This is a genomic window from Catellatospora sp. NPDC049133, from assembly GCF_040648455.1.
Lineage (GTDB): Bacteria > Actinomycetota > Actinomycetes > Mycobacteriales > Micromonosporaceae > Catellatospora > Catellatospora aurea.
Window position 1 is genome coordinate 281970 of the sequence record NZ_JBEZDT010000005.1, and the last position, 23221, is coordinate 305190.

Sequence of the window (23221 nt, forward strand, 5' to 3'; positions counted from 1 at the left end):
CGTTCATGTTCTTAACTACGCTTGAGATTATTCAAACGTCCCCGGGAAGTCAAGCGGTCCTGCCGTCGTTTTTGGAGAAGATCGCGCGCACCCCCAGGCCCGGCCCGTCATTTGGCCCCTGACCTGCGAATAACCGTCCGGTGTAGACGGACCGGATAAACCGGGTGCTGATACCGTGCATGGATGATCACGGGGCGTACGGTGCTGGGCGCCTACTTCCACGCGGCCGACGAGAACACGCGACCGATCGACACGCTGCCCGCCGGAGTGCTGACCCACGTCTTCTACGCATTCGCCACCTGCGAGAACGGGCGCTGGCAACTGCCACCATGGGCGCCCGCGCATCGCGCGGCCCTCGCCGCGCGCCGACGGGACGACCCCGGCCTGCGGATCGTGCTGTCGATCGGCGGCTGGGGCGCTGACGGGTTCTCCGACGCGGCGCTCACGCCGCGGTCCCGGGCCCACTTCGTCGAACAGTGCCTGGAACTGGCCGACGGGTTCGACGGCCTGGACCTGGACTGGGAGTTCCCCGTCTCGGGCGGCCCGGCCGAGGTGACGCACCGGCCCGAGGACCGGCACCACGCCACCCTGCTGGCCCGGCAGCTCCGCGACGGCCTCGGCCCGGCCCGGCTGCTGGTCGCCGCGCTGCCCGCCGGCCGGCTTCAGTCGGCCGGCCCGTACGACCCTGCGGCGAGCTACGAGCTGGCGGCCTTCGCCGAGCAGCTCGACTTCGTCAACCTGATGACCTACGACTTCGGCACGGGCTTCTCCCCCGTCGCCACGTTCAACGCGCCGCTGGCCGAGGTGCCGCAGGAACCGCTCGACGCCGGCCTGCGCCGGTGGAACAACGTCACCGGGGCCGTCGACTACCACGAGCGCCACGGCGTACCGCGCGACAAGATCGTGCTTGGCGTGCCGTTCTACGGCCGCGGCTTCCGCGTCGCCTCCGCCGGCGAGAGCGCCGGGCTGTACCAGCCCCAGACCGGCACCGTCCGGGTCGGCGACTGGCGCGACATCAGCCGCGACCTGCTGCCCGATCCGGCCTGGCAGCGCCACCGCCATCCGGTGGCCCGCTCGCCGTGGCTGTACCACCCCGGCACCTCGACGTTCGTCAGCTACGAGGATGCGCGGTCCGTCGAGGAGCGGGCCGCGTTCGCCGAACGGCGCGGCCTGCGAGGAGCGTTCACCTGGCATCTGGGCGCGGACGACGACGAGCACACCCTGCTCACGGCGATGACCCGCCCTTTCCGGCCGGGGGCCTGACGCCGCCCGCGGAGGTGATCGCATGCCACTCGACCTGCCGACACTTGCCATCGCGTCGGCGGCGGCGTATCTGCTGGCGTTGCTGTCGGCCGTGGCGGGATTCGGCGGCGGCGTGCTGCTGCTGCCGGTGTTCACCGCCCTGTTCGGGTTGCGGGCGGCGGTGCCCATGCTGACGCTGACCCAGCTGTCCAGCAACACCGCGCGAGTCTGGCTCAACCGGCGCGAGCTGCGGTGGGGGCTGGTCGGCTGGTTCGCGCTCGGCGCGGTGCCGCTGGCCCTCGCCGGTGGTCTGCTGCTCGCCCACGCACCACTGGATCCGCTGAAGCGGGTGCTCGGCGCGTTCCTGATCGGGGTCGTCAGCTGGAGGAGGTTCCGTCCGAACCCCCGCAAGCCGGCCGACCCGGCCTTCGCGGCCGTCGGCGCGGCGTCCGGGCTCGGGTCGGCGCTGGTCGGGTCGGTCGGGCCGCTGACCGCGCCGTTCTTCCTGGCCTACGGGCTCACCCGTGCCGCCTCCGCGCTGAGCATGCATCTGGCCAAGATCGCCGCATACGGCACCGGCGACCTGCTGACCACCACGGTCCTGGTCTACGGCCTGGTGCTGACGCCCGCCACGCTGGCCGGAGCCTGGACCGGCAAGCGGCTGCTGAACCGCATCAGCGACCGGCTGTTCGTCCACCTCGTCGAGGCCGGGCTGCTCATCTCGGGCCTGCTGTTCCTGCTCGGGTTCTGACCCGTCGACCGAGGTGGCCGCCCACCGGCGTCGGCTGCGGAGTTCGACCCTGAGCGCTCTTGAACGTTTCGGATCGGGTTGTGGCGCCGGGTGCTCGATTGCCTTTCCGATGTAACACACACGACATCGACCTGAGGACGGAGCGACCACATTGCGTCACGTCGGACCCCGAACTTCGCATCCCACGATGGGGCATTCCATGACCCGAACCGTGTCGTCCGACGGCTGCCCGGCGCAGGCGCCGCAGCGCCGCAGACCGTTGCGCCGGTGGCTGGTCGCCCTCGTGGTGACCGCTCTTGCCGCGGTGGCCGGCCTCGTCGGAACCGCGGCACCGGCCAGTGCCGCCACCAGCCAGTTCCGCGGCATGAACTGGGCCGTGCTGGGTGACAACTTCAGCACCGGCACACTCGTCGTGCAGGGCCTGAGCCAGTCCGACAGCAACGCGACGGTGCGGGCCAAGGCCAACGCCCTCTACGACGACATGGCCGCCACCATGGGCGTCAACACCGTCCGGCTGCCCATCAACACCCACACCGTGGCCAACACGACCTGGTGGAACGCCTACCGCGGCGCGATCGACGCCGCCACCGCCCGCGGCTTCAAAGTCATCCTCGCCTACTGGGAGGACGGCGCGGCCTCCGGCGGCAGGATCACCAACCTCGCCGCGTGGAACACGATGTGGTCCAGCGTGACCAGCACGTACGGCTCGAACAGCAGCGTCTACTTCGAGCCGATGAACGAGCCGCACGGCTACACCTCGGCGGAGTGGCGCGACGTCGCGGCGAACTGGCTCAGCTACCACTACTCGGCGGCGCCCGGCCGGGTGCTCATCGGCGGCACCGGCTACAGCCAGGACCTGCGCGACGTCTGCAACGACAGCCGCTTCAACGCCACGCTGCTGTCCTTCCACCACTACGCCTTCTTCTACAGCGCGATGACCTACGACGCGTTCCGCAGCCACATCCAGACGCGGCTGGGTAACTGCGCCTCTCGCGCGGTGGCCACAGAATTCGGCGGACCGATGTCCACCGGCCTCAACTACGGCGACGCCGGCAGCACCGACAACTTCGTCCGGCACATCCGCGCCATGGCCCAGGTCATGCGCGACAACCAGATGGGCGGCACCTACTGGCCCGCCCTCGGCGGCAAACCCGGCACCATCGGCTACGACTGGTACTCGATGTTCGCCCTGAGCGGCAGCGGCACCGACCTCAACCTGACCATCCGCAACATCTCCGGCGCCAACCGGGTCCGGTACGGCTGGGGCGACACCGTGGTCGACCCCACGCCGGCGCCGACGACCTTCTACCGGATCGACGTGCGCCACAGCGGCAAGGCCATGGACGTCCAGTCGCCGAACACCGACAACGGCGCGCGCATCGGCCAATACACCTACAACGGCAGCGCCTGGCAGCAGTGGCAGTTCTCCGACGCCGGCAGCGGCTACTGGCGCATCGTCAGCCGCCACAGCGGCAAGTGCCTCGACGTGGTGAGCGCCTCGACCGCCGACGGCGCCGAACTCATCCAGTACACCTGCGGCACCGGCAACAACCAGCAGTTCCAGATGGTCGCCAACGGCAGCTGGTTCCAGCTGCGGGCGCGCCACAGCGGCAAGTGCGTGGATGTGCCCGCCGCCTCGACCGCGGACGGGGTGGTCCTCAAGCAGTACACGTGCAACACCGGCACCAACCAGCAGTGGTCGCGTACGGCCGTCTGACGGTCCCTGTCCACCCGGGCGGCTCGCGGACAGCAGCTCCGCGAGCCGCGCCTCGGGCACTATTCGTACCGGACTCCCGTGGTGCCGCAGGGAACGTCGACCTCCGGGACGCCCACGGGAACGGCAGCCCGGTCCCTGTCGCCGCGCACGTGGACGAACCGGTGCGGGACACCCAGCCCGGAGGTCTGGATCCAGCCCTGGCCGTGGACGTGCCCGGCGGCGACCAGGCGCTCGGTCAGGCCCTGTGGCGCGAGTGAGCGCGCATAGCACTGGGTCAGGCCTTCACCCGAGTCGGCGAACAGGTACCGGTCCGCGTAGACGACGCCGTCGTGCAGCCACTCGTACCGCACGACCGGCTTGCGTGATCGGAAACCACGGTTGATCAAACATGGCCGCGACGACAGCGTGTCCGACGGCGACTGCGCGTTCGCCGGAGCACTCACCGCAAACGCGCGGCCTGGCGATCACCCACCGGTCTCCGGCCCCGGCGGCACGTCGGCGGCGGCTCTGACGGCGGACTGGTGCACGGCTTGGCGCTCGTGGCGGGCACGCCGGTGCCAGGCGTCCCACATGCCGTGGGCGACGGCGGCGCGGATCACCCAGTACAGCGCGAACAGCGCGACGAGTCCCAGCAGCAGGCTGCTCAATCCATCCGGCATGACGGCAACGGTATTCGCCCCCGTCAACCTCCCGCCACGAATTGACGGCAGGCGAGTCGCAGCGGATCATCATCGCGCACGAGATGGGGGCCGATGTGGACCGTGTGGAGCGTCTCCTGACGCCGCTGTTCGACGGGTACGACCGGTGGCTCGACCGGGCCCAGAGTTGGATCGACGAAACCGCGGGCAAGCCGATCAGGGCGTGGATCGCCCCGATCCTGCTCGCGTTCGCCGCCACCGCCGCATTCGTCGGCCTGCTGCGACTGCTGCTGGCCGCCGCGGTCGGGTTCGGCTCGTTCGGACGCTGGACGGTCGTCGCGTTCATCGGCACGGTGGCCGTCATCGTGCTGGCCGTCGTCACCCGCAACGTGGTCGTCTCGCTGGCCGACCCGAGCCAGCGACGCCTGCTGCTGATCGCGCTCATCACCTCGGGCGCGGGCATCCTGACCAGCGTCCAGGCCGTGGTCGCGCTGACGATCGCGCTGTCGGACAGCCCGCCGTCGCTGTGGACCATCGAGCGGTTCTACCTGTGGCGGCTGGTCGACACCGTGCCGCTGCTGGACATCCCGGCCCGGCTGGACTGGACCGAGCCGCCGGTCCTGCCGGGGTTGCCGGGCCACGTGCTCGAACTGGTGTTCGCGCTCGTCGTCGTCCCGCCGTTGGTCCGCGTCGGCATCGCCCTGTACGGCCACGCCGAAGACCGCGCCCGCGAGCGCAACTACACCGAGGCGCTGGCCCACCGGTTCCGGGCCCGCAGGTCGTGGAGCAGCCTCGCGGACCCGCGCCTGACCACGGTCGCCACGGCCGCGGGGGCCGGGTGGATCCTCGTGGAGCTCTACCGCCACACCCCGACCCGGGTCGTGTCGCTGACGACGCTGGCGGGCGCCGTGGCGGCGGCGGCCCTGGCCGTTCTCGCCACGGTCACCGTCCGCTGGCTGTACGACTTCCTGAGCGAACAGGCCGCCCTCCTCACCCTGGCCTGCGCGGCCCTGCTCGTCTGGTTCGACAGCCCGGTGCGCCAGGTGCTGCTGCCCTCGGCCGCCCCGCTCGGGGTATGGGCGAAGATCGGCGTGACGCTGGCCGCGTGGTTGGTGCTGCTGGTGGTCGTGCTGGTCTTCCTGTGGTCGGACCCGGAGTTCGTCGAGGCCCTGGTGGCGCTCGCGCTCGTGATCGGTTTCCTGGGCGTCGACGCCCCGGCCGCCCGGTGGCTGCGCGAGCACGTCACCTGGCGGCCGTGGGAGCTGCCGCTGGACCGGGTGCTCGCCACCGCGGGCGCCTGGTTCACCGTCGCCTTCCTGGTGCACCTGCTCTGGGCGGTGGCCAGGCGGCAGCAGATCCTGGGCCGCGCCGACTACGGCGACACGGCGAGCGGGCTGCGCCAGGACCTACGGGCGTACGTCCTACGGGCGGTGCACGTCGTGATCGCGGCGGGTGCGGCGCTGACCCTGCTGCGGTCCGCAAACGCGGCCGCCCCGTCCGCCACGGCGGCAGGCCCGTGGACGGAGGCCTCGCAGTCGCTGACCGCAGCGGCGTGGCACGTCGTGGACTCGCTGCCCGGCCCTGGTGTCACGGAGATACTCGACTGGCGGCTGACCGCCGACGTCACCGGCCGCTGGGCGGGGCTGGTGCTCATCCTGGCCGTCGGCGCGACCGTGCTGCTGGTGGCGGTGCCACTGGTCCGCACCGTCGCGCTGTGGGCGCGGCTGACGGCGGGCCGGCCGCGCGGCAATGACGCGCTGGCCTCGGTTCCCGGCGCGGTCGCCGACGACCTCGCCGCCGTCGTCGCCTTCCTGGAGGGCGTGGCAGCACACGGCGAGCCGGGCATCACGCTCGTGCCCCGGGCCCGGCGGATGCCGTTCGGCAGCCGGGTCGACCTGGTCTTTCCTACCCACCCGGCCGGACGGCGGCTGGTGCAGGCCGAACTGAACATGGCCGCGCTGGTGCGGCTGTTCGGCCACGAGTCCCCGTGGTATCAGGCGGCGGACCGGGCGTTCGCGGCGACCGCCCGCGCGTTCGGAGCCCACGGCGGGCCGACGGCGGACCGCTTCGACGCGGCCCGCGCACAGGACACCCTCGCCGCCGCCCGGTCGAGTGTCGAGGAGTACACCGCGCTGATCGCACAGTGGCGGACCACCTGGCAGGCGGGCTCGCCCGGCGGCGAACCGGCGGCCGCCGCGACCGTCGAATGAGGTTTCGCCGGCGGGGAACCCGTGGTCGAGCCACCGGCGTCGGGCGTGGCCCTATCCTCGGGGACATGACGATTCAGCGGATGGACAACGTCGGCATCGTCGTCGACGACCTCGACGCCACCGTCGCGTTCTTCACCGAACTCGGCATGGAGCTGGAAGGCAGGTCGCTGATCGAAGGAAGCTGGGCGGAGCAGGTCGTCGGACTGGGTGGGCTGCGCAGCGAGGTCGCGATGATGCGGGTCCCGGACGGGCCTGGCCGGCTCGAACTGGTGACGTACCACAGCCCGAAGGCGGTCACCCCCGAGCCGGCGTTCACCCCGCCGAACACGCTGGGCCTGCACCGGGTCATGTTCGCCGTCGACGACCTCGAGGACACACTCGCCCGTCTGCGCCCGCACGGCGCCGAACTCATCGGCGAGGTGTCCCGCTTCGAGGACAGCTACCTGATGTGCTACCTGCGCGGGCCGAGCGGCATCATCCTGGCCCTGGCCGAGCAGCTGAGCTGAGCATTCATCAGCGGCTCGCTGCCCACGATCTCGTCCAGGGCGACCCGGCCGGCCGGCGCGACCGGCGTGTGCGGCCGTCCATGCCGGGAAGGGGCAGCGCAGTTCGCCGGAAATGGCTTACCGTGGGCGCCGTGGGCTATCTGGTGCATCCGTCAGGTCGGCTGAACCTTCCGGAGTCGCAGGACGCCGCCGCCGTGGCGGCCGTCAAGGCGGCGTGGCGCGACCGGCGCGGTTGGTACGACCCGCAGCACGAGCATGCGTATCCGCCGAGCGACACGCTGGCCGACATCGCGGAGTTCGCCGCGGCGCGGGTCACCCGCGACGGGGACTGGATCGAGTTCGACCACGACGACGGCAACGACCCCAAGTGGTCGGATCAGGCCACGGCCTTCTACGTCGCGATCGCGCCGTTCGTACGCTCCGGTGCCGTCTCCGTCGAAGGCGAGGACGGCGGAACCTGGTCCTACACGTACGCCGACGGGCAGATCTCCCAGCAGGGCTGGAACGGCTGGGACGGGACGATCGAACCATTCGGTGAGCAGGTCGACTATCCCGGCGCGTGAACGCCGACGGATCCGTCGCCATGCCTGCCTGCCGAGCGGCCGGCTGGCGTGATCAGGTTAGGATCCTGCCTCCACGTGAGGACCAGGAGAAGACCATGACGGAGTCGCCACCGGCCGGGTGGTACCCCGGTGCCGACGACTACCAGCGGTACTGGACCGGCACCCGCTGGTCGGAGCACATGATCCGGGCGGACCGGATGCCGCCGTCGCCGGATCCCTCCGCGCGGGCGGCCTCCGGAACACCCCGGTCCGTCCTCGTCCGGACCCTGCTCACCGCCGCGGCGATCGGGACGCTGCTGATCCTCGCCAACCGGGCCGCCGAGTTCGTGCTCGCTGCGCTGTCGTTGCCGACCCGCGGCTACCTGCGCGACTGGGGCGCGCTCGGCCTGCTCGCGCTCACGCTGTTCCTGCCCGCGACCCGGGCCGGCTACCGCAAACGGGACTTCCTGCTGCTGATGATCCCGCTCTACAGCTACTTCCTGATCTGCCGGATCGTCTGGCGGATCAGCTACCTGCCCTTCGCGGACTGGCTGCCCCGCGACGAGGACGCCGCGAACTGGCGACAGGTCCCCCATCCCACGCTGCCCGGCGAGCTGCTTTTCGCCCGGGTCCGGCGCGACTGACCGTCCGGCGGCGGCACCGGCCGCCGGCAGAATCGATCGACGATCGGGGCAGCGATGCCCGACAATGCCATGGTGCTGGAATCCATGGCCGCAGCGCCCGATCCGGTAGACGCGGCCGGATTCATGGTGCTGATCGCGGTCTGCCTGCTGTTCGCCGTCAGCGTGGGCTACGCCTACGCCAAGGTCTGGCTGCGGCGGCTGCGCGGTGTCACCGGGTGGGCCACGGTCGTCCGCCGCAGCGACCGCTATGAGGACGACCTCGTCATCCACCACGCCGAGGTGCGCATCGACGGCGGCCCGACCGTGCATCTGCGGCTCGACGACCGCCGGGAGGTCCCCGTCGTCGGCGATCGCATCATGGTCCGGTACGACCGGCGCCGTCCGGCCAACATCGACGAGATCCGCCGTACGCCGGGCGCCTATCTCACCGCGGTCGCCGCAGAAGTGATCATGGTCTTCTTCACCGTCGGCTCGCTCGGCACCGTGGTGTTCCTGATCGTCGCGATGCTCGATCTCTGACCGGCCGGTCCGCCCATGCGGGGCACAAAAGTGTCCACTCAAGACTTAGGATCGCAGTTCGCGCTGATGCACGAGGATTTAACCATCCCAGAACCCGCTTTCGGGGTTCCATGGATGTCGCAACCTCGATAGTCTCGCGGATCGTGGGCGTAGGCGCCCTCCCCTACTCCCGGCAGGCGGCCGGCCTGCCGTGGCGCGCACATCGTTCGTGAAAGGACGACAACCTAGTGTCCGAAACCCCTCTGTGGCTGCAAGGCCGCACCGCCGTCATCGACGCCGCCGACCAGTCGGCCTGGCGTGACGGCAAGACCCCCGACTACCACCTGTCCCACGAAGTCATGCCGGGCCAGCGGAGCACCCAGCATGCGCCCGATTCGCTCGAGGCGATCGTGGAGAGCATCGTCCAGGTCTTCGAGATGGAGGTCTCGTACAAGAAGGACCCGGCGACCTGGGTCTCGATGGTGACCGAGCACTTCCGGACCAACGTCAACGGCGGGGCGTGGGCCAGCGCGCAGGACATCGCCGACATCGGCAGCTACAACATCCTCATCGGCGACAGCCCGTTCTACCGCAGCGGCCAGGAGTCGTTCGACTCCTCGCACCACATCTTCCACAAGGCGTTCCCGGGCGGGTTCTACTGGGAGGTCCTGGAGGTCATCAGCCCGCCGCCGGTCGTCACGTTCAAGTGGCGGCACTGGGGCGCGTTCGAGGGCGAGTACCACGGCCACCAGCCGGACGGCAAGACGATCGAGATGTTCGGCATCAGCGTCGCCAAGGTCAGCGACGACCTGAAGCTGGTGGAGGTCGAGCACTACTACGACCCGAACCAGTTCCTCGGCAAGCTCACCGGCGGCTGCCCGGTCGCGCACTGACGAACCCCACGGCGGGCCATCCGACTTCGGTCGGGTGGCCCGCCGTCGCGTTCCCTCCGACGGCCGCTCCGGCGCCGTCCGGTGTCGTCCGGACCCCCGGCTGTTCGGCACCATGCGACCAGGGTCGATGCGGGACCCTTCCGGAGTTTGCCGAGCGCGGGCCGCCGATCCGCAGTGACCGGGTTCATTGGGTGGCAGCAGACGACAGCAACGGGAAGGAATCGTCATGCGCCTGAGAGCACCCGAAATCGAGGACGACCGCCACACGGAGCCCGGCTCGACACCGCAGGTGAGCAGAGTTCGACATGTCGCCACGTGGCGCAACGCCCTGCGTGGCCTGCTGGTCGCCATGCTGGTGACCACGGGGGCCACGCTCACCACCGCCACGCCCGCTGCGGCCGCAGGCGGCTGCAACGGCAAGTACCCCATTTCCGCCTGCGTCGACTGGGGTTCCTACGGCAACCGGGTACGGGCGGACTTCTACATGAACGCTGACCCGAGCGACGAATACCACTCGTTCAAGGTCTGGCTCAACGTCAACGGGAGCTGGTACCTCATGGGATCCGGACGCCTCGACCACAAGGGCAACTACTGCTGCTGGTACCGGAACACCGACAGCCTGCCCAACATCTGGTACACGGTGTACTCCGAGATCGACGTCTACAACAGCTCGGGCAGCTACCGCCTCAGCTCGACCAGTCCGTCGGTCCGCTACGTGAACTGACGGGCGCGGCCCTGGTGCGGGACTCCATCCCCGCCAGGGCCGCACCTCTTTCCGGCCACTCGCCGCGAGCGTGTCCGGTGTCGTCCGGCACACCCGAAATCCGCACCCGCCTGACCAGCGCCGACAACTCCGGATTCCGGAGTCTGTCGGAAAGCGCTGATCCGCGCCGGACGAAGGGATCTGCTGAGGGCACCCGACGACAGGAGCCGCGCTTGACATCCTCCCCCGTCCCAGCGGACGGGGATTCCCTTGGTCACCCTCGGATCTTCCTGCTTCGCCGACGACTGCCCCGTCCGAGAGGACTCTCGTTGAGGTCTTACACCGTCTCCACAGGCTGTCACCGCCAGTCCGGCGGCCAGGATGTTGCGGGCCGCGTCGACGTCGCGGTCGTGGGTGGCCCCGCACCGGCACGTCCCTCCTGCTGCGCAGGGGTTCCGTTTCTTCTCCGGCCTGAAGGCCGGAGTATCCACGGAAGGAATCAGATGACCGGATCCGAGGCCCGCGCGGTGGCGCGATGAACGTCCAAGGCCTGATCCTGCTCATCGCACCGCCGGCGATGGGTGCCGCAATCGGCTACCTGTGCGGTGGCCGCCTCGCCGGCCTGCGCGACCTCAGGCTGTCGGCCCTGTGGCTGCTGTGGCTGGCCGCCGCTGTCCAAGCGGCGCAGTACTACGTGACCCCCCTGCGGCACCCCGCCCTGCTGATCCTCGTATTCGGCCTGGTCCTGTGGTGGCTGGCCCTGAACCTCGCCGGCTGGCCGCTCGCGATCCGCATCGCCGGCGTCGCCATCACGGTCGGCGCGCTCGCCAACGGACTGGCCATCGCCCTCAACGGGCGCATGCCGTACGAGCCGGTCGCGGCCGAGGCGGTCGGCCTGCGACCGGGACTCACCACGCCCAAGAACGCGCCCGCCGACGACGCGACCCGGCTCGCGTTCCTGGGCGACACGATCCCCGTCCCGCCCCTGAGCAAGGTCGTCAGTCCCGGCGACACGCTCATCGGCGCCGGGACCGTCGCGCTGACGGCGCTCGCTATGCGCCTCCGCCGCGACCGACCCGATCCGCAAGCCCAGACCATCAAGGGAGGTGAATCATGACCCTGGCCATCAACTGGAACCGGGCCGCCTATGCGGTGCTCACTCTCGCATCGCTGGCCCTGCTGCTGTACACGATCGGCGCGCCGATGACGGAAGGGAGCTAGGAGCAGTCATGCGAATCCGCATCATCGTGACACTGGCCGCGCTGGCCACCCTGCTCTACACGGTCGGCGCGCCACACGAACACGGAGGCTGAGCATGCGCATCCGCGTCACGCTGACCCTCGCGTCGCTGGCGACGCTGCTCTACACGATCGGTGCCCCGTTCAACCACGGCGGCTGATCCCGCTCGGTGCGGGTGGCGGTGACGCCGCCCGCACCGCCCTCGTTCTGCCCGCTCGGGCCTTGCCGGTGCGGGGCGTCTCGTGATCGAGTGCCCGGATGGCCGACGACTTGGACGAGCGGTTCGGCTGGGCGTGGGATCTGATCAGTGCGGACCCCGCCCGGCGCGATGCCGCGCACCTGCGGCTCGACGGGCTCCGCATGGCCAGGGCCACCGCCGTCACCCGGCCGGAGTACGAGGACGCGAGCCGGCGGCTGCTGCCCGACGGGCTCTGGACCGAGTACTGGCCGGGCCTGGCCCGGCTGCCGCGCGCCGTGCGCTACCGCCTGCTCTACCTGGACTGGGAGATGCGGTTCCCGCATGAGTGGGCCTGGCACGCCAAGTCCTGGGGCACGAAGACAAGCCTGCTGCGGACCTTCCACCAGCACGTGGACGAGCTGTCGGGCTGGATCCGGACGGTGCTGACCGACCTGGTGCTGCTGGCGGTGGCCCGGCCGCACCGGCTCGGCGACGAGCGCTATGCCCGGCTGGCGCGGGTGCTGGCCGACGACCCGCTGCGCGACCGGCTGCGGGAGCTGGGCGAGCACGCCGACGAGGGGGTACGCCTGCGGGCCGGTTACCTGACCTGGGTGGTCGGCACACGCGGTCTGCCCGAGCCCAAACCGAGCCAGTGGCGCGAATATCTGACGCGGCAGGGGTTGACCGAGCAGCCGGCGGAGCGGTCCCTGCCGCTCCTGTCCGAGATCGACGCGGGGCGCGTGCCGATCCTGGTGCGCTGTCCTCGGTGCGCCGGCCCGGCCGAGGTCGCGTGCCCCGCGCCCGGGCCGGCCCGGCCGGCGTGGCGGGTGACCTGCTCCCACTGTCCGCACACCGCGACGCGTAGGCCGGAGTTCAAGCAGGGCAACCGCTGGGACGGCAGCGACGTGTACGACCCGGTGTTCCGCCTGCCGCTGTGGTTGCAGCAGCCCTGCGCCGGCCGGCGGCTGTGGGCGTACGGGACAGGCCATCTGGAAGCAATCGAGCAGCACCTGCGCGCCCGGGTGCGCCTGGCCGACGGCGGCGCCTACCTGCCCGCGTACCAGGTGGAGCTGCCGGACTGGATGATGCCGCTCGAGCGGCGCGACGAGCTGCTGGCCGGCATCGCCGCGCTGCGCGCCACCGTCCCCGCGATGGGCTGACAGGAACACGTCCGCCGGGTCACGGGAACTGTTTCAGACCGTTACTGATTCCATAGTCGAATATCAGCAATCCCGACCTTTCAGCCGGAAAGGTTCATGCCGTCGCCGGAGCGTGACCGCTTCGGTTCGGCGAAGATCCCCGTTTCTGTCCGCTGGTGCGGTGTTGCGCCACCTGCCCGCTCACCCGGCCGCTTGCGCGGTCGGGTGGTGGCGCGGGTCTGACGGTCGGCTCCACGGGGGTTCGACGCTTGCGCGTCCTGGTCTCCGGCCACTCCGGTACCAGTCTTGACTGCCGCCGCCAGGGCGGCGAGGTTACGGGCCGCGTTCGCGTCACGGTCCATCACCAGGGGGCATTGTTCGCAGTTGAACACCCGGACGTGCAGCGGCAGCTTGGCTTTCACCGCACCGCAGTCCGAGCAGGTCTTCGACGACGGGTACCAGCGGTCGGCCTTCACCGTCACACCGCCGGCCCACTCGCCCTTGTACTCGATCTGGCGTCTGATCTGCCCGAACCCCGCGTCGGCGACCTTGCGGGCCAGCCGCCGGTTGGCCAGCATCCCCGCGACGTTGAGGTCCTCGACCACCACCGTGACGTGCTGCGCCCGGATGGCGGTGGTGAGTTTGTGCAGCGCGTCGGTGCGCAGGTCCGCGACCCGGTGATGGACCCGGTTGCGTTCGGCGTCGGCCTTGACCCACCGCCGCGACGCCGTGCGCCCGGTACGCCGGTCCGGTCCCCGACGACGCGACACCCGCCGCGACAGCCGACGCAACCTGGCGAGGGCGTTGTCGTAGTGCCCGGGGTTCGGCACGTAGGTGATCGTGCCGGTGCTGTCGGCCATCACCGCCAGATGCTTCACCCCGAGATCCACTCCCACGACAGTGTCCGACCTGGCCGGGGTGCGCGCGTCGCGGATCACCTCGACCTGAAACGACACGAACCAACGACCGCGCGCGAACGTGACCGTCGCCGACAGGATCCGGGCGGTGCCCGCGGCGAGGCGGCGCTGGAGTTTGCGGGTGTTCTCGTGGGTGCGGATCGTGCCCAACCGCGGCAGCGTCACATGCCGCCGGTCGGCGTCGACCCGGATCATGCCGGTCGTGAACCGGCACGACAACCTCGCCCCACGCTCGGACTTACGCCGCGGCCTGCCCATCCGACGGCCCGCCCGCACACCCCTCTTCGACTTGCGGTAGTTGTCGAACGCCACCGCCGCGTTCGCCAGCCCGCCCACAAGACGCAACTCTAGATAGATAGAGCAACGGACATCAAGCTGAAGTCCTCGTCCTGGGCACAGTCGCATTCTTGTCGTCCGACGTCGCCGGCTGCACCGAGCCGTCCGGTGAGCCCGTCGGTGCCCATGACGTCGGCCAGCGACGGGATGTGGGATCCGCCGCCGTTCGCGTAGCCGCCGAACAGTCGATATCCGCGCAGCCTGGAATCCGGCCGGCATTCCACGAGCTGCCAGTGGCCACACCCTGAAATAGTCATACCTGACGATACAAACGGGTCCGGCACGACCGGCCGATCGAGTCGGCGCCTGGGCCGCTCGTCACATCGGAAAGACTGGACGCGATGACGGCCGGTCTTGTAGCTTGCAGCTGACCGTGACACGCCCGAGGAGGTGAGACCCATGAACGCTGTATCGATGTGGGTGCTCCCCCTTCCCGTGACGGTCGGGCGATTGACGTAGGTGTCGCCGGGAGCGCCCCGCCCACGAGGCACTCCCGAAAGGCAACACCTGTGAACTCTGGAATTTCCGGCTTGCCGTCGCCGGACTCCCCCGCTGACCACGTGCCCCTCGACTTCGACGTGATCATTGCCGGGTGCGGGCCGACCGGTGCGATGCTGGCCGCCGAACTGCGGCTGCATGACGTGCGGGTGCTCGTCCTGGAGAAGGAAACCGAGCCGGTGTCGTTCGCCCGCATCGTCGGGCTGCACATCCGCAGCATCGAGCTGATGGCGATGCGCGGGCTCCTGGAGCGCGTTCTCGAACGCGGGAGAAGGCGTCCGGCCGGCGCCTACTTCGCCGCCATCGACAAACCCGCGCCCGAGGGCCTGGATTCCGCGCACGCCTACCTGCTGGGCATCCCGCAGCCGGTCATCGTCGACCTGCTCGAACACCACGCGATCGGACTGGGCGCACAGGTCCGGCGCGGTGCCGCCGTGACCGGCCTCGAACAGGACGACGACGGTGTGACCGTCGAACTGGCCGACGGGCGGCGGCTACGTACGAGTTATCTCGTCGGCTGTGACGGTGGGCGTAGCACGGTGCGCAGACTTCTCGGCGTCGGCTTCCCCGGCGAGCCCTCGCGCAACGAGACGCTGATGGGCGAGATGGAAGTCGGTGTGCCGCCGGAGCAGGTCGCCGCGAAGGTGACCGAGATCGGCCGGGCCGACAGGCGATTCGACTTCAGGCCCTTCGGGCAGGGGCTCTATCGCGTCGTGATCCCCGTCGCCGGGGTCAGCGATCGCGCACGGCCGCCGACCATCGAGGACTTCCGGCGACAGCTGCGCTCCGTCGCCGGAACCGATTTCGGCGTGCACTCCCCGCGCTGGCTGTCGCGTTTCGGGGATGCCACCCGGCTGGCCGAACGGTATCGGGTCGGGCGGGTGCTGCTGGCCGGCGACGCGGCGCACATCCATCCGCCCATCGGCGGGCAGGGCCTCAACCTGGGCCTGCAGGACGCGTTCAACCTCGGCTGGAAACTGGCCGCGCAGGTCCGCGGCTGGGCGCCGGATCCACTGCTGGACACCTACCAGACCGAACGCCATCCGGTCGCCGAGGACGTGCTCGACAACACCCGCGCCCAACTGGAACTGCTGTCCGCCGAGCCCGGCCCGCGGGCGGTGCGCAGACTGCTCACCGAACTGATGGACTTCGACGAGGTCAACCGCCGGCTGCTCGAGAAGATCACCGCGATCGGTATCCGGTACGACTTCGGCCCCGGCCCCGACCTGCTCGGCCGCCGCCTGCGCGACCTCGACCTGAAACAGGGCCGCCTCTACGACGTGCTGCGCCACGGCCGCGGCCTGCTGCTGGACCGCACCGGACGCCTGACCGTCGGCGGCTGGTCCGACCGGGTCGACCTCCTCTGCGACCCCACTGCGCCCCTGGACGCCCCGTGCGCCCTGCTCCGCCCCGACGGCCACGTCGCCTGGACCGGCCACGACCAGCACGACCTGAACCACCACCTCTCCCGCTGGTTCGGCCACCCCACCACCTGAGGAAAGGAAGGGCACCTTCACATCGCTATGTGTTGTGGAAGGTGCCCTTCCTTTCGGTGGTGGCGTATTGCGGGAGGTGGTGAGGTTTGACATCGACCGGAATGGACATGGCCATGGTGCGGTCGAGGACGTGGAGGACACGATGGGCGAGGACCTGACGGTGCAGCTGGTGGTGGCGGCGTTCGCGACCTCAGTCGCCGTTCGTTGCTGGTACGCGGCACGAGCGCCCGAGCCCGCAGTCTCGTCGCAGCCCGTCGGCGAGCCCGGCTCTTCACCGCTTCGCCCTGGGTTTCCGGCCCGCACGGCGGCGTCGGGACGAGGGCGTTCGGCCGCGCGGCCCACGGTGCCTCTGTTGCGGCGACGGGCGAGTGCGCTCCATGAGCCGGTCAGCCGCCGGCTGGCGGCGGGTCTCGCCCGGCGGCAGGCGTCCGCGCCGCCGCGACCGGCCGCAGGCAGGTTCCACCAGCGCTCGACGGCGCGCCTGGGAGCGGTCAGTTAGCGAACCGGCTGTAGGCGTCCAGCGGGTGTGCGCTCATCCGTGCGCCCACCTCGCTGTCGACCGCCGCCGCTGCGGCGCCATCCGGCTTGCGCGCTGCCTGATCCATGAACAGCTCGAGGAACTCCGCACCGAAGCCGAGCCTCGGATACGCCGTGAGCACCTGCGTGCGCAACGATCCAGCGTATCGCCGGCGACGGCCCGGCCGAACGTGAACCAGCACCTCGCCGCGCAGGGCGCGCCGGGACCTCCGGCGACCGGCCACAGGCTTGATTCGCCTTCTTCGATCTGAAAATATCGACAACCATCGTGCTCTATCGATATTGGCGACTGCCCGACACCCCTGGAAGGAAGCCAACATGCGGTTCCCCCACCGCGTAATGCTCATTCTCGCGCTGCTCGCAGCCGCCCTCCCCGTGCCGACCGCCGTGGCGAGCGCGGCGGCGCCCGCGCAAGCCGCACTCGCCCAGATCGAGGAGCGGGTCTACGTCGAGTCCAGTGTGGACTCCAACGGCGACGGACGGCTCGACCGCATCGCCATCGACATCGCCCGGCCCTCGACGGGCGGGCCGTTCCCCGTCGTGTTCGAGCAGAGTCCGTACCGCAACGGCCTGGCCAACGCCGCCAACCACGGCGTCAACGTCAGCGCCCTGCCGCAGGAGAGCCTGTTCCCGCTCGCCCCTGGGGCGTCGCCCACGACCGCAGCGGGCGTCAACGTCGCCAAGCCGGTGCCGGACCTGCCCGACTGGTACGACGACTACTTCGTGCCCAAGGGGTACGCGGTCGTGCTCGGCCACAGCCTCGGCACCGGCGCTTCGGAAGGCTGCCCGACCAGCGGAGACATGCAGGAGACGCTGGCCACCACCGCGGTCGTGGACTGGCTCAACGGCCGCGCCCGCGGCTTCAGCGCGTCCGGCGCCCAGGTGACGGCGTCCTGGAGCACGGGCAACGTCGGCATGATCGGTATCTCGTACAACGGCACGCTGCCGAACATGGCCGCCGCGACCGGCGTCGCCGGGCTCAAGGCGATCGTGCCGATCTCGGCGATCTCCAGCTGGTACGACTACTACCGGGCCAACGGGCTCGTCGTCGCCCCGGGCGGCTACCAGGGCGAGGACGCCGACGTGCTGGCCCGCGCCGTGGTCGACCGGACCGACTGCGCGAGCCGGATCAACCAGATCGAGACCGACCAGGACCGGGTGACCGGCGACTGGAAGCAGTTCTGGGCCGACCGGGACTACGTCGGCAAGGCGGACAAGGTCACCGCGGGCGTGTTCGTCATCCACGGTCAGGCCGACTGGAACGTCAAGGGCCAGCACTACGCGCAGTGGTGGGACGCGCTGCGGGCCGGCAACGTGCCGCGCAAGATCTGGCTGCACAACGGCGGCCACGGCACGACCTCCCGCTCGGACTACCGGGCGACGGTCGAGCGCTGGTTCGAGTACTTCCTCAAGGGCGTCGACAACGGCGTGCTCGCCGGACCCCGCGCCGAGGTGCAGTTCAAGGACGGCACCTGGCGGCAGTACGCCGACTGGCCCAACCCCGGCGCGACCGAGGCGGTGTTCAAACTCGACGCGACCTCGGCCACCGCGCCCGGCGGGCTGACCCTCGGCACCCCCACCGGCACCACGGCGCAGCAGTTCACCGACAACGGGCGCAGCAGCACCGCGACGACCCTGGTCGCGAACCCGGACAGCGCGAACGGCAACCGGCTGGTCTACCGGACCGGCAACCTGCCGGCCGCGGTCACGCTGACCGGCTCGCCCCGGGTCTCGCTCCGGCTCGCCGTCACCAACCGCAACGACGCCAACGTGACCGCGCTGCTGGTCGACTACGGCGGCACGGGCACCAGCACCACCCCCGTGATCGTCACCCGCGGCTGGATCGACCCGCAGAACCGCAACAGCCGCGCCACCAGTGAGAAGGTCGTGCAGGGCACGGAGTACACGCTGAACTTCGCCATGCAGCCCAAGGACTACGTGTTCGCGGCCGGCCACCGGGTCGGCCTCGTGGTGATCTCCACCGACTACGACTACACGCTGCGCCCACCCGCCGGTGCGGTACTGCGGCTCAACCCCGTCGCCGGCACCCTGACGATCGCGCAGACCGGCCTGGCCACCGGCAACGACTTCGCGGTCTCGGTCTCCCCCACGGCGGGCGCGACCAACCCGGGCGGCGCGCTGAGCGCGACGGTCGCCACGGCGGTGACCAGCGGTTCCGCGCAGAGCGTGGCCCTGTCGGCAAGCGGGCTGCCGGCGGGGGCGACCGCGTCGTTCAACCCGGCGACCGTGACCGCGGGCGGCAGTTCCGCGCTGACCCTGAGCACCACCGCGTCGGTCCCGCCGGGCGCCTACCCGATCACGATCACCGGAACGGGAACCGGCGCCACCCGCACCGCCGTCTACACGCTCACGGTCAACGGGACCGGCAACTGCCGGGCGAGCAACCCGAACGACGTGGCGATCCCGGACGCGGGAGCCGCGGTGGAGAGCACGATCACCGTCAGCGGCTGCCCGGGGGCAGCCTCGGCGTCGTCGACGGCGGAGGTGCACATCATCCACCCGTACCGCGGTGACCTCGTGGTCAGCCTGGTCGCACCGGACGGGTCCAGCTACTCGCTGAGCAACCGTTCCGGCGGCAGCGCCGACGACATCCACCAGACCTTCACGGTGAACCTGTCCGGCGAGACCGCCAACGGCACGTGGCGCTTGCGTGTGCAGGACGCGGCGTCCGCCGACGTGGGCCGGATCGACACCTGGACGCTGACCGTCGGGCCGTGAAGCACGCGACCGCGCCGGCCGTCCCAGGGCGGTCGGCGCGGTGCCTTCGGCTCAGCCGCCGGTGGCGGAGAAGTGCATGTAGTCCTTCAGGGAGCGGTAGTCGCCGCCCCACTTCCAGCCGATTTCGGCGAATGCCTGGACCGCCTGCTCGCTCGGCTGCGCCATGCCGGGGCGGGCGTCGGCCCGGTCGAGGTAGGCGGTGGCGAGTTCCGGCAGGACGACCTTGCCCTTGTGGTACGGGTTCTGGAACGGGTTGAGGTCCACCGCGAGCCCGTACGCGTGCTGGGACCAGCCCTTGTGGCCGCGCACCTGGCGGCAGGCGAACACCTCGGTGGTGTTCTGGTCGCCGGTCGACGGGGCGTTCAGCTGCGCGGCGCTGGAGATCCGCATCCGTTCGATCGGGAAGTCCGCGGCGAAGAGCCGCTCGAACACGGTCACCAGGTCGTCGGCTACCCGGGCGTTGGCCAGCAGCTCGCCGGTGTGGGCGCGGCCGTCGAAGCCGCGGAACCCGACCGTGAGGTAGCGCAGGTCGGCAGCGGCGATCGGGCAGTTCTCGGTCCAGCTGGAGCGGGCCAGGACGTCGGCCGGCACCGCCCGGACGGTCGCATGGAAGCGTCCGTCGGCCGGTGGCGGCAGGTAGTCGACGGTGATGATCGACCGGTTCTGCAGCTCGGGCGGGGTCGGCCGGGCTTCGGCGAAGCCTTGCGGCCCGGCCGGGAGCGCTCGGGTTCCCAGCCAGGAGGGTGCGGCGGTGGCGTCGCCGAAACGGATCGGTGCGGGGCTTCGATGCTCGATGCGCACTCTCGGCGCATCGGTCGTTGTCTGTGTCGGCTTGTCCACTTCCGCAGCGGCGGGAACGGCCGAACAGGCCGACAGCGCGCAGCCCAGGAGCACCGCCACGGCCGGCAGGACCGCCGCTCGTCCGGCCAAACGACGCCGAACGCCAGCAGCCGTGCGGGCTGCGGCACGGGCGGTCGAGGAGAAGCTTTCGGGGGCGCGCATTTCGCCAAGGATAACCGCGCCCTGGTCAACAGCATGATCATCGTGTCGCCGATCATGCCGTCACCAGCCGGCGAGCGAGGTGGACCCGCGCCCGCAACGGCTGAGCCCGCGTGCGGCGACCGCACCACCGGCTGGTCGGTGAGGTGACGGCGCGCCCACCCACAGTAGAGATCGACGAATGTCTTGACAACCAGGGAGCGGTTGCCCGATCCTCGTCCAGAGAGCGCTCCCTCGAAGATCGACAGCGATCGCCCACGCCCGGGGCAGGACACCGTGACGACGACAGCTGGACACCTCGACCGCGCGGTCGCGCGGGCCGCCGTGGCGCGGGCGGTGCTGCTCGGTCGGGCGGCGGCGACCCTTGCCGTCGCGGGCGGCGGTCTACGCCTGCAAGCCCGGCCCGCTCCACTGCTCACCGTACTGGTGCTCGTCGCGCTGACCACTGCCGTCGCGCTGGTGGCACTGGCCCGCGATCCCCGCGTCGTCGCCCATCCGCTGCCGGTGCTGGCGGCAGACGCCGCGATCGTCCTGGCCGTGCTCGGTATCGGCGGCGGCGACGTCGCCTTCTTCTGCTGCGCAGCGGGTGCCGCCGCGCTGGCCGGGGTGCTCGTCGGGTTCTGGGGGCTGCTGCCTGCCGCGTGCTACGCCGCGCTCGGCTACCTGGTGGCCGGCTACGTGCTCGCCTCGACACCGGACGCGGCGAGCCTGGCCGGGTTCGTGCTGGCCTTCCCCATCGTCGACGTGCTGGCCGCCGTCGGGGCCGCGGTGGCGACCGCCGCGCTGGCCGCCCACGTCGAGCTGTCGGTGCGGCTGGTGGCTTCGGCGCAGCGCAGCGCAGCGGCGGCCGAACGGTCCCGGCTCGCTCGCGAACTGCACGACTCGGTCGCCAAGACGCTGCGCGGGGTGTCGTTCGCGGCGCTGGCGCTGCCGACGTCGCTGCGGCGGCAGCCCGCGCTGGCCGAGCAGCTGGCGGCGACGGTGTCGGCCGGGGCCACCGCGGCGGTGCGCCAGGCGCAGGAGGTTCTGGAAGGGTTGCGCCTGGACGACCCCGATCACGAGTTCGCCACCACGGTGGACCGGATCTGCCGCAGGTGGGCCGAGCGTGCGGGCGTGCCGGTGCGCTGCTCGGTCGCTGCCGGGGACCTGCCGGTGGAGCTGCGCTACGAACTGGCGCAGATCCTGCACGAATCACTGGAGAACATCGCCCGCCACGCCGCGGCGCGCCTGGTGACGGTGGAGCTGGGGTACGCCGCCGGCGGCGTCAGGCTGCGGGTCGCCGATGACGGGTCCGGGTTCGTCGTGCCGGCCGACTGGCGCGACTGTTTCGGCCTGATCGGGATGGCCGAACGGGCCGCCGCGATCCGCGGCACCCTGCGGGTGGTGTCCACACCGGGTGCGGGCACGGCCGTCGTCGCGGACATCGCGCTCGCGCCGACCGGAGCATCCTCATGATCTCGGTGATGGTCGTCGACGACAATCCGATCGTGCGCGCGGCCCTGTCCGGCTGGCTCGGGCTTCTCCCGGGGATCCAGGTGTCGGGGCAGGCCGCCGACGGGCGCGAAGCCGTCGCGCTGGCCCGCCGGGACCGGCCCACGGTGACCCTGCTCGACCACCGGATGCCGGTCGCGGACGGGCTCGCGGTGCTCGGCGAACTGGTCGCCCACACCCGCGTGCTGGTGCTCACCAGCGATGCGAGCCCGCAGCTCATCGCGGCTATGCTGCGCGGCGGCGCGCGCGGCTACCTGGTCCACGGCGCGTTCGATCCGGCCGAGTTGCACCGCGCGGTGCTGGCCGTGGTGGCCGGGCAGGGCTGGCTGTCGCCGGTGGCGGCGGCTGTCGCCGCGGCGGCGGTTCGCGAGCAGGCCGAACGCGAGCGGACCGAACGCGACCTCGCCGAGCGGCGGCGGCTCGCCAGGTCCCGGTTCGGGCTGACGCGGCGGGAGCAGGAGGTGCTGGGCCAGGTCGCGCAGGGCCTGTCGAACGCCGCCATCGCCCACCGGCTGATGCTGGCTGAGAAGACCGTGAAGAACCATTTGCAGCACATCTTCGCCAAGCTCGGCGTGGCCAGCCGCACCGAGGCGGTCGTCGTGTGGACCGGGCGGAGGTGAGGCCGTGGTCGCCGTTTCCCGCCGTCTGCTGGGCTGGTCGGCCCTGGGGCTGGCCGTCGCCGCGACGATCGCCGTCGTGCCACCGCTGATCACGCCCGCACCACTGGACGACCGCGGACCTGCGGTCGGCGCGCTGCCCGGCTCGCCGCCGACCCCGCCGCCGTCGCCCGTTCCGCCGTCGCCTGTCATGCCGTCGCCTGTCGCGTCGGCGGCGGAGCGCACGAACGCGGCAGTGCCGCCGGCCAGGGCACGGCCGACCACGTTCGGGCCGGTCACCGTGCACGCCGCCGACCCGTCCAACATCCGCGTTGGCGCGCGGGTCATCGAGTGCCCCACCTGTGTGGACGGCAGCCGGGTCGGCTACATCGGCGGCCCCAACACCCTCGCGGTACGCATCACCGGTGTGCCGCAGGCCGGTGAGCGGACCGTGACCGTCGTCTACGAGACCGAGCAGCCGCGCACCCTCAAACTCGCCGTCGACGGCGGCCCGGTCAGCGAGCTGACCCTCGCCGGAGCGCGGAGCTGGCTGATCCCGGTGCGGGTGTCGGTGCGCCTGCGGCTGCCGAAGGGCTCCTGCTGGATCAGGTTCTTCAACGACACCGGCTCGGCCCCCGACATCAACACGATCACCGTCAGCTGACGCGGGGGGACCTGCTGCCTGGGCGGGCGTCTCGCACGCCGCCCGCCC

At 71.0% G+C, this 23221-nt stretch carries 22 protein-coding genes; 17 read left to right on the plus strand and 5 right to left on the minus strand.

Annotation, left to right across the window (positions count from 1 at the left end):
* Positions 1–183: 183 nt before the first annotated feature.
* The 3 genes from AB0B35_RS07780 (at position 184) to AB0B35_RS07790 (ending at position 3710) form a co-directional block, all read left to right on the plus strand.
* Complete coding sequence (locus AB0B35_RS07780; RefSeq protein WP_361042090.1) at positions 184–1263, plus strand: glycosyl hydrolase family 18 protein; 1080 nt, start codon at positions 184–186, stop codon at positions 1261–1263.
* A gap of 22 nt (positions 1264–1285) precedes the next feature.
* Positions 1286–1993: a sulfite exporter TauE/SafE family protein gene (locus tag AB0B35_RS07785; RefSeq protein WP_361042093.1), complete on the plus strand. Its 708-nt coding sequence runs from the start codon at positions 1286–1288 to the stop codon at positions 1991–1993.
* Positions 1994–2192: 199 nt separating this feature from the next.
* Positions 2193–3710 carry an RICIN domain-containing protein gene (locus AB0B35_RS07790; RefSeq protein WP_361042096.1) on the plus strand — a complete coding sequence of 506 codons (1518 nt, stop codon included), beginning with the start codon at positions 2193–2195 and terminating at the stop codon, positions 3708–3710.
* A gap of 59 nt (positions 3711–3769) precedes the next feature.
* On the opposite strand, the gene AB0B35_RS07795 is transcribed toward AB0B35_RS07790, so the two are convergent.
* Both AB0B35_RS07795 and AB0B35_RS07800 read right to left on the minus strand, forming a co-directional pair.
* Positions 3770–4060: a hypothetical protein gene (locus AB0B35_RS07795; RefSeq protein ID WP_361042099.1), complete on the minus strand. Its 291-nt coding sequence runs from the start codon at positions 4058–4060 to the stop codon at positions 3770–3772.
* Positions 4061–4174: 114 nt separating this feature from the next.
* Positions 4175–4369, minus strand: a complete 195-nt coding sequence (locus tag AB0B35_RS07800) for a hypothetical protein (protein ID WP_361042102.1) — start codon at positions 4367–4369, stop codon at positions 4175–4177.
* A gap of 104 nt (positions 4370–4473) precedes the next feature.
* Here AB0B35_RS07800 and AB0B35_RS07805 point away from each other — a divergent pair, with 104 nt between their 5' ends.
* The 9 genes from AB0B35_RS07805 (at position 4474) to AB0B35_RS07845 (ending at position 12921) form a co-directional block, all read left to right on the plus strand.
* Positions 4474–6558, plus strand: coding sequence for a hypothetical protein (locus AB0B35_RS07805; RefSeq protein WP_361042104.1), 2085 nt, complete (start codon positions 4474–4476; stop codon positions 6556–6558).
* 65 nt (positions 6559–6623) lie between these two features.
* Entirely contained in the window at positions 6624–7064 is a 441-nt protein-coding gene (locus tag AB0B35_RS07810) for a VOC family protein (protein ID WP_361042107.1), read from the plus strand.
* A 131-nt stretch (positions 7065–7195) separates the two neighbouring features.
* Positions 7196–7627, plus strand: coding sequence for a hypothetical protein (locus AB0B35_RS07815; protein WP_361042110.1), 432 nt, complete (start codon positions 7196–7198; stop codon positions 7625–7627).
* A gap of 95 nt (positions 7628–7722) precedes the next feature.
* The gene (locus AB0B35_RS07820) at positions 7723–8250 is read left to right on the plus strand and encodes a DUF2510 domain-containing protein (RefSeq protein ID WP_361042113.1); all 528 of its coding nucleotides are present in this window, start codon (positions 7723–7725) and stop codon (positions 8248–8250) included.
* A 54-nt stretch (positions 8251–8304) separates the two neighbouring features.
* Positions 8305–8769, plus strand: a complete 465-nt coding sequence (locus AB0B35_RS07825; protein ID WP_361042116.1) for a hypothetical protein — start codon at positions 8305–8307, stop codon at positions 8767–8769.
* A gap of 227 nt (positions 8770–8996) precedes the next feature.
* Entirely contained in the window at positions 8997–9641 is a 645-nt protein-coding gene (locus tag AB0B35_RS07830) for a SnoaL-like polyketide cyclase (RefSeq protein WP_360526930.1), read from the plus strand.
* Between the two features lie 226 nt (positions 9642–9867).
* On the plus strand, positions 9868–10365 hold the full coding sequence (locus tag AB0B35_RS07835) for a hypothetical protein (RefSeq protein WP_361042118.1): 498 nt from the start codon (positions 9868–9870) through the stop codon (positions 10363–10365).
* Between the two features lie 514 nt (positions 10366–10879).
* Entirely contained in the window at positions 10880–11461 is a 582-nt protein-coding gene (locus AB0B35_RS07840; protein ID WP_361042121.1) for a DUF5317 family protein, read from the plus strand.
* Positions 11462–11841: 380 nt separating this feature from the next.
* Positions 11842–12921 (plus strand): hypothetical protein, encoded by a 1080-nt coding sequence (locus AB0B35_RS07845; protein WP_361042123.1) that lies wholly within the window; start codon positions 11842–11844, stop codon positions 12919–12921.
* 80 nt (positions 12922–13001) lie between these two features.
* Here AB0B35_RS07845 and tnpB read toward each other — a convergent pair whose 3' ends face one another.
* Complete coding sequence (gene tnpB, locus AB0B35_RS07850) at positions 13002–14153, minus strand: IS607 family element RNA-guided endonuclease TnpB (RefSeq protein WP_361042126.1); 1152 nt, start codon at positions 14151–14153, stop codon at positions 13002–13004.
* Between the two features lie 560 nt (positions 14154–14713).
* On the opposite strand from tnpB, the gene rox reads away from it, so the two are divergent.
* A complete protein-coding gene (gene rox / locus AB0B35_RS07855; protein WP_361042182.1) occupies positions 14714–16147 on the plus strand; it encodes a rifampin monooxygenase in 1434 nt (477 codons plus the stop codon).
* Between the two features lie 491 nt (positions 16148–16638).
* On the opposite strand, the gene AB0B35_RS07860 is transcribed toward rox, so the two are convergent.
* Positions 16639–16818: a hypothetical protein gene (locus tag AB0B35_RS07860; protein WP_361042129.1), complete on the minus strand. Its 180-nt coding sequence runs from the start codon at positions 16816–16818 to the stop codon at positions 16639–16641.
* Between the two features lie 184 nt (positions 16819–17002).
* On the opposite strand from AB0B35_RS07860, the gene AB0B35_RS07865 reads away from it, so the two are divergent.
* Positions 17003–19423: a CocE/NonD family hydrolase gene (locus AB0B35_RS07865; protein WP_361042132.1), complete on the plus strand. Its 2421-nt coding sequence runs from the start codon at positions 17003–17005 to the stop codon at positions 19421–19423.
* Between the two features lie 51 nt (positions 19424–19474).
* Here AB0B35_RS07865 and AB0B35_RS07870 read toward each other — a convergent pair whose 3' ends face one another.
* Positions 19475–20224: a M15 family metallopeptidase gene (locus tag AB0B35_RS07870; RefSeq protein ID WP_361042134.1), complete on the minus strand. Its 750-nt coding sequence runs from the start codon at positions 20222–20224 to the stop codon at positions 19475–19477.
* A 474-nt stretch (positions 20225–20698) separates the two neighbouring features.
* Here AB0B35_RS07870 and AB0B35_RS07875 point away from each other — a divergent pair, with 474 nt between their 5' ends.
* The 3 genes from AB0B35_RS07875 to AB0B35_RS07885 are packed head-to-tail and all read left to right on the plus strand — an operon-like array spanning position 20699 to position 23173.
* Positions 20699–21877 carry a histidine kinase gene (locus AB0B35_RS07875; protein ID WP_361042136.1) on the plus strand — a complete coding sequence of 393 codons (1179 nt, stop codon included), beginning with the start codon at positions 20699–20701 and terminating at the stop codon, positions 21875–21877.
* A complete protein-coding gene (locus tag AB0B35_RS07880; RefSeq protein ID WP_361042139.1) occupies positions 21874–22533 on the plus strand; it encodes a response regulator transcription factor in 660 nt (219 codons plus the stop codon). The genes AB0B35_RS07875 and AB0B35_RS07880 overlap by 4 nt, the downstream gene beginning before the upstream one ends.
* A 4-nt stretch (positions 22534–22537) precedes the next feature.
* Positions 22538–23173, plus strand: a complete 636-nt coding sequence (locus AB0B35_RS07885; RefSeq protein ID WP_361042142.1) for a hypothetical protein — start codon at positions 22538–22540, stop codon at positions 23171–23173.
* The last annotated feature ends 48 nt before the right edge of the window (positions 23174–23221 follow it).

What these genes read in the sequence shown, in the direction of transcription:
- AB0B35_RS07810 (WP_361042107.1), top strand. Translation starts at nt 6,624, where the DNA reads ATGACGATTCAGCGGATGGACAACGTCGGCATCGTCGTCGACGACCTC.
- AB0B35_RS07865 (WP_361042132.1), top strand. Translation starts at nt 17,003, where the DNA reads ATGCGGTTCCCCCACCGCGTAATGCTCATTCTCGCGCTGCTCGCAGCC.
- AB0B35_RS07840 (WP_361042121.1), top strand. Translation starts at nt 10,880, where the DNA reads ATGAACGTCCAAGGCCTGATCCTGCTCATCGCACCGCCGGCGATGGGT.
- AB0B35_RS07780 (WP_361042090.1), top strand. Translation starts at nt 184, where the DNA reads ATGATCACGGGGCGTACGGTGCTGGGCGCCTACTTCCACGCGGCCGAC.
- AB0B35_RS07820 (WP_361042113.1), top strand. Translation starts at nt 7,723, where the DNA reads ATGACGGAGTCGCCACCGGCCGGGTGGTACCCCGGTGCCGACGACTAC.
- AB0B35_RS07845 (WP_361042123.1), top strand. Translation starts at nt 11,842, where the DNA reads ATGGCCGACGACTTGGACGAGCGGTTCGGCTGGGCGTGGGATCTGATC.
- AB0B35_RS07800 (WP_361042102.1), bottom strand. Translation starts at nt 4,369, where the DNA reads ATGCCGGATGGATTGAGCAGCCTGCTGCTGGGACTCGTCGCGCTGTTC.
- AB0B35_RS07825 (WP_361042116.1), top strand. Translation starts at nt 8,305, where the DNA reads ATGCCCGACAATGCCATGGTGCTGGAATCCATGGCCGCAGCGCCCGAT.
- AB0B35_RS07835 (WP_361042118.1), top strand. Translation starts at nt 9,868, where the DNA reads ATGCGCCTGAGAGCACCCGAAATCGAGGACGACCGCCACACGGAGCCC.
- AB0B35_RS07880 (WP_361042139.1), top strand. Translation starts at nt 21,874, where the DNA reads ATGATCTCGGTGATGGTCGTCGACGACAATCCGATCGTGCGCGCGGCC.
- AB0B35_RS07785 (WP_361042093.1), top strand. Translation starts at nt 1,286, where the DNA reads ATGCCACTCGACCTGCCGACACTTGCCATCGCGTCGGCGGCGGCGTAT.
- AB0B35_RS07790 (WP_361042096.1), top strand. Translation starts at nt 2,193, where the DNA reads ATGACCCGAACCGTGTCGTCCGACGGCTGCCCGGCGCAGGCGCCGCAG.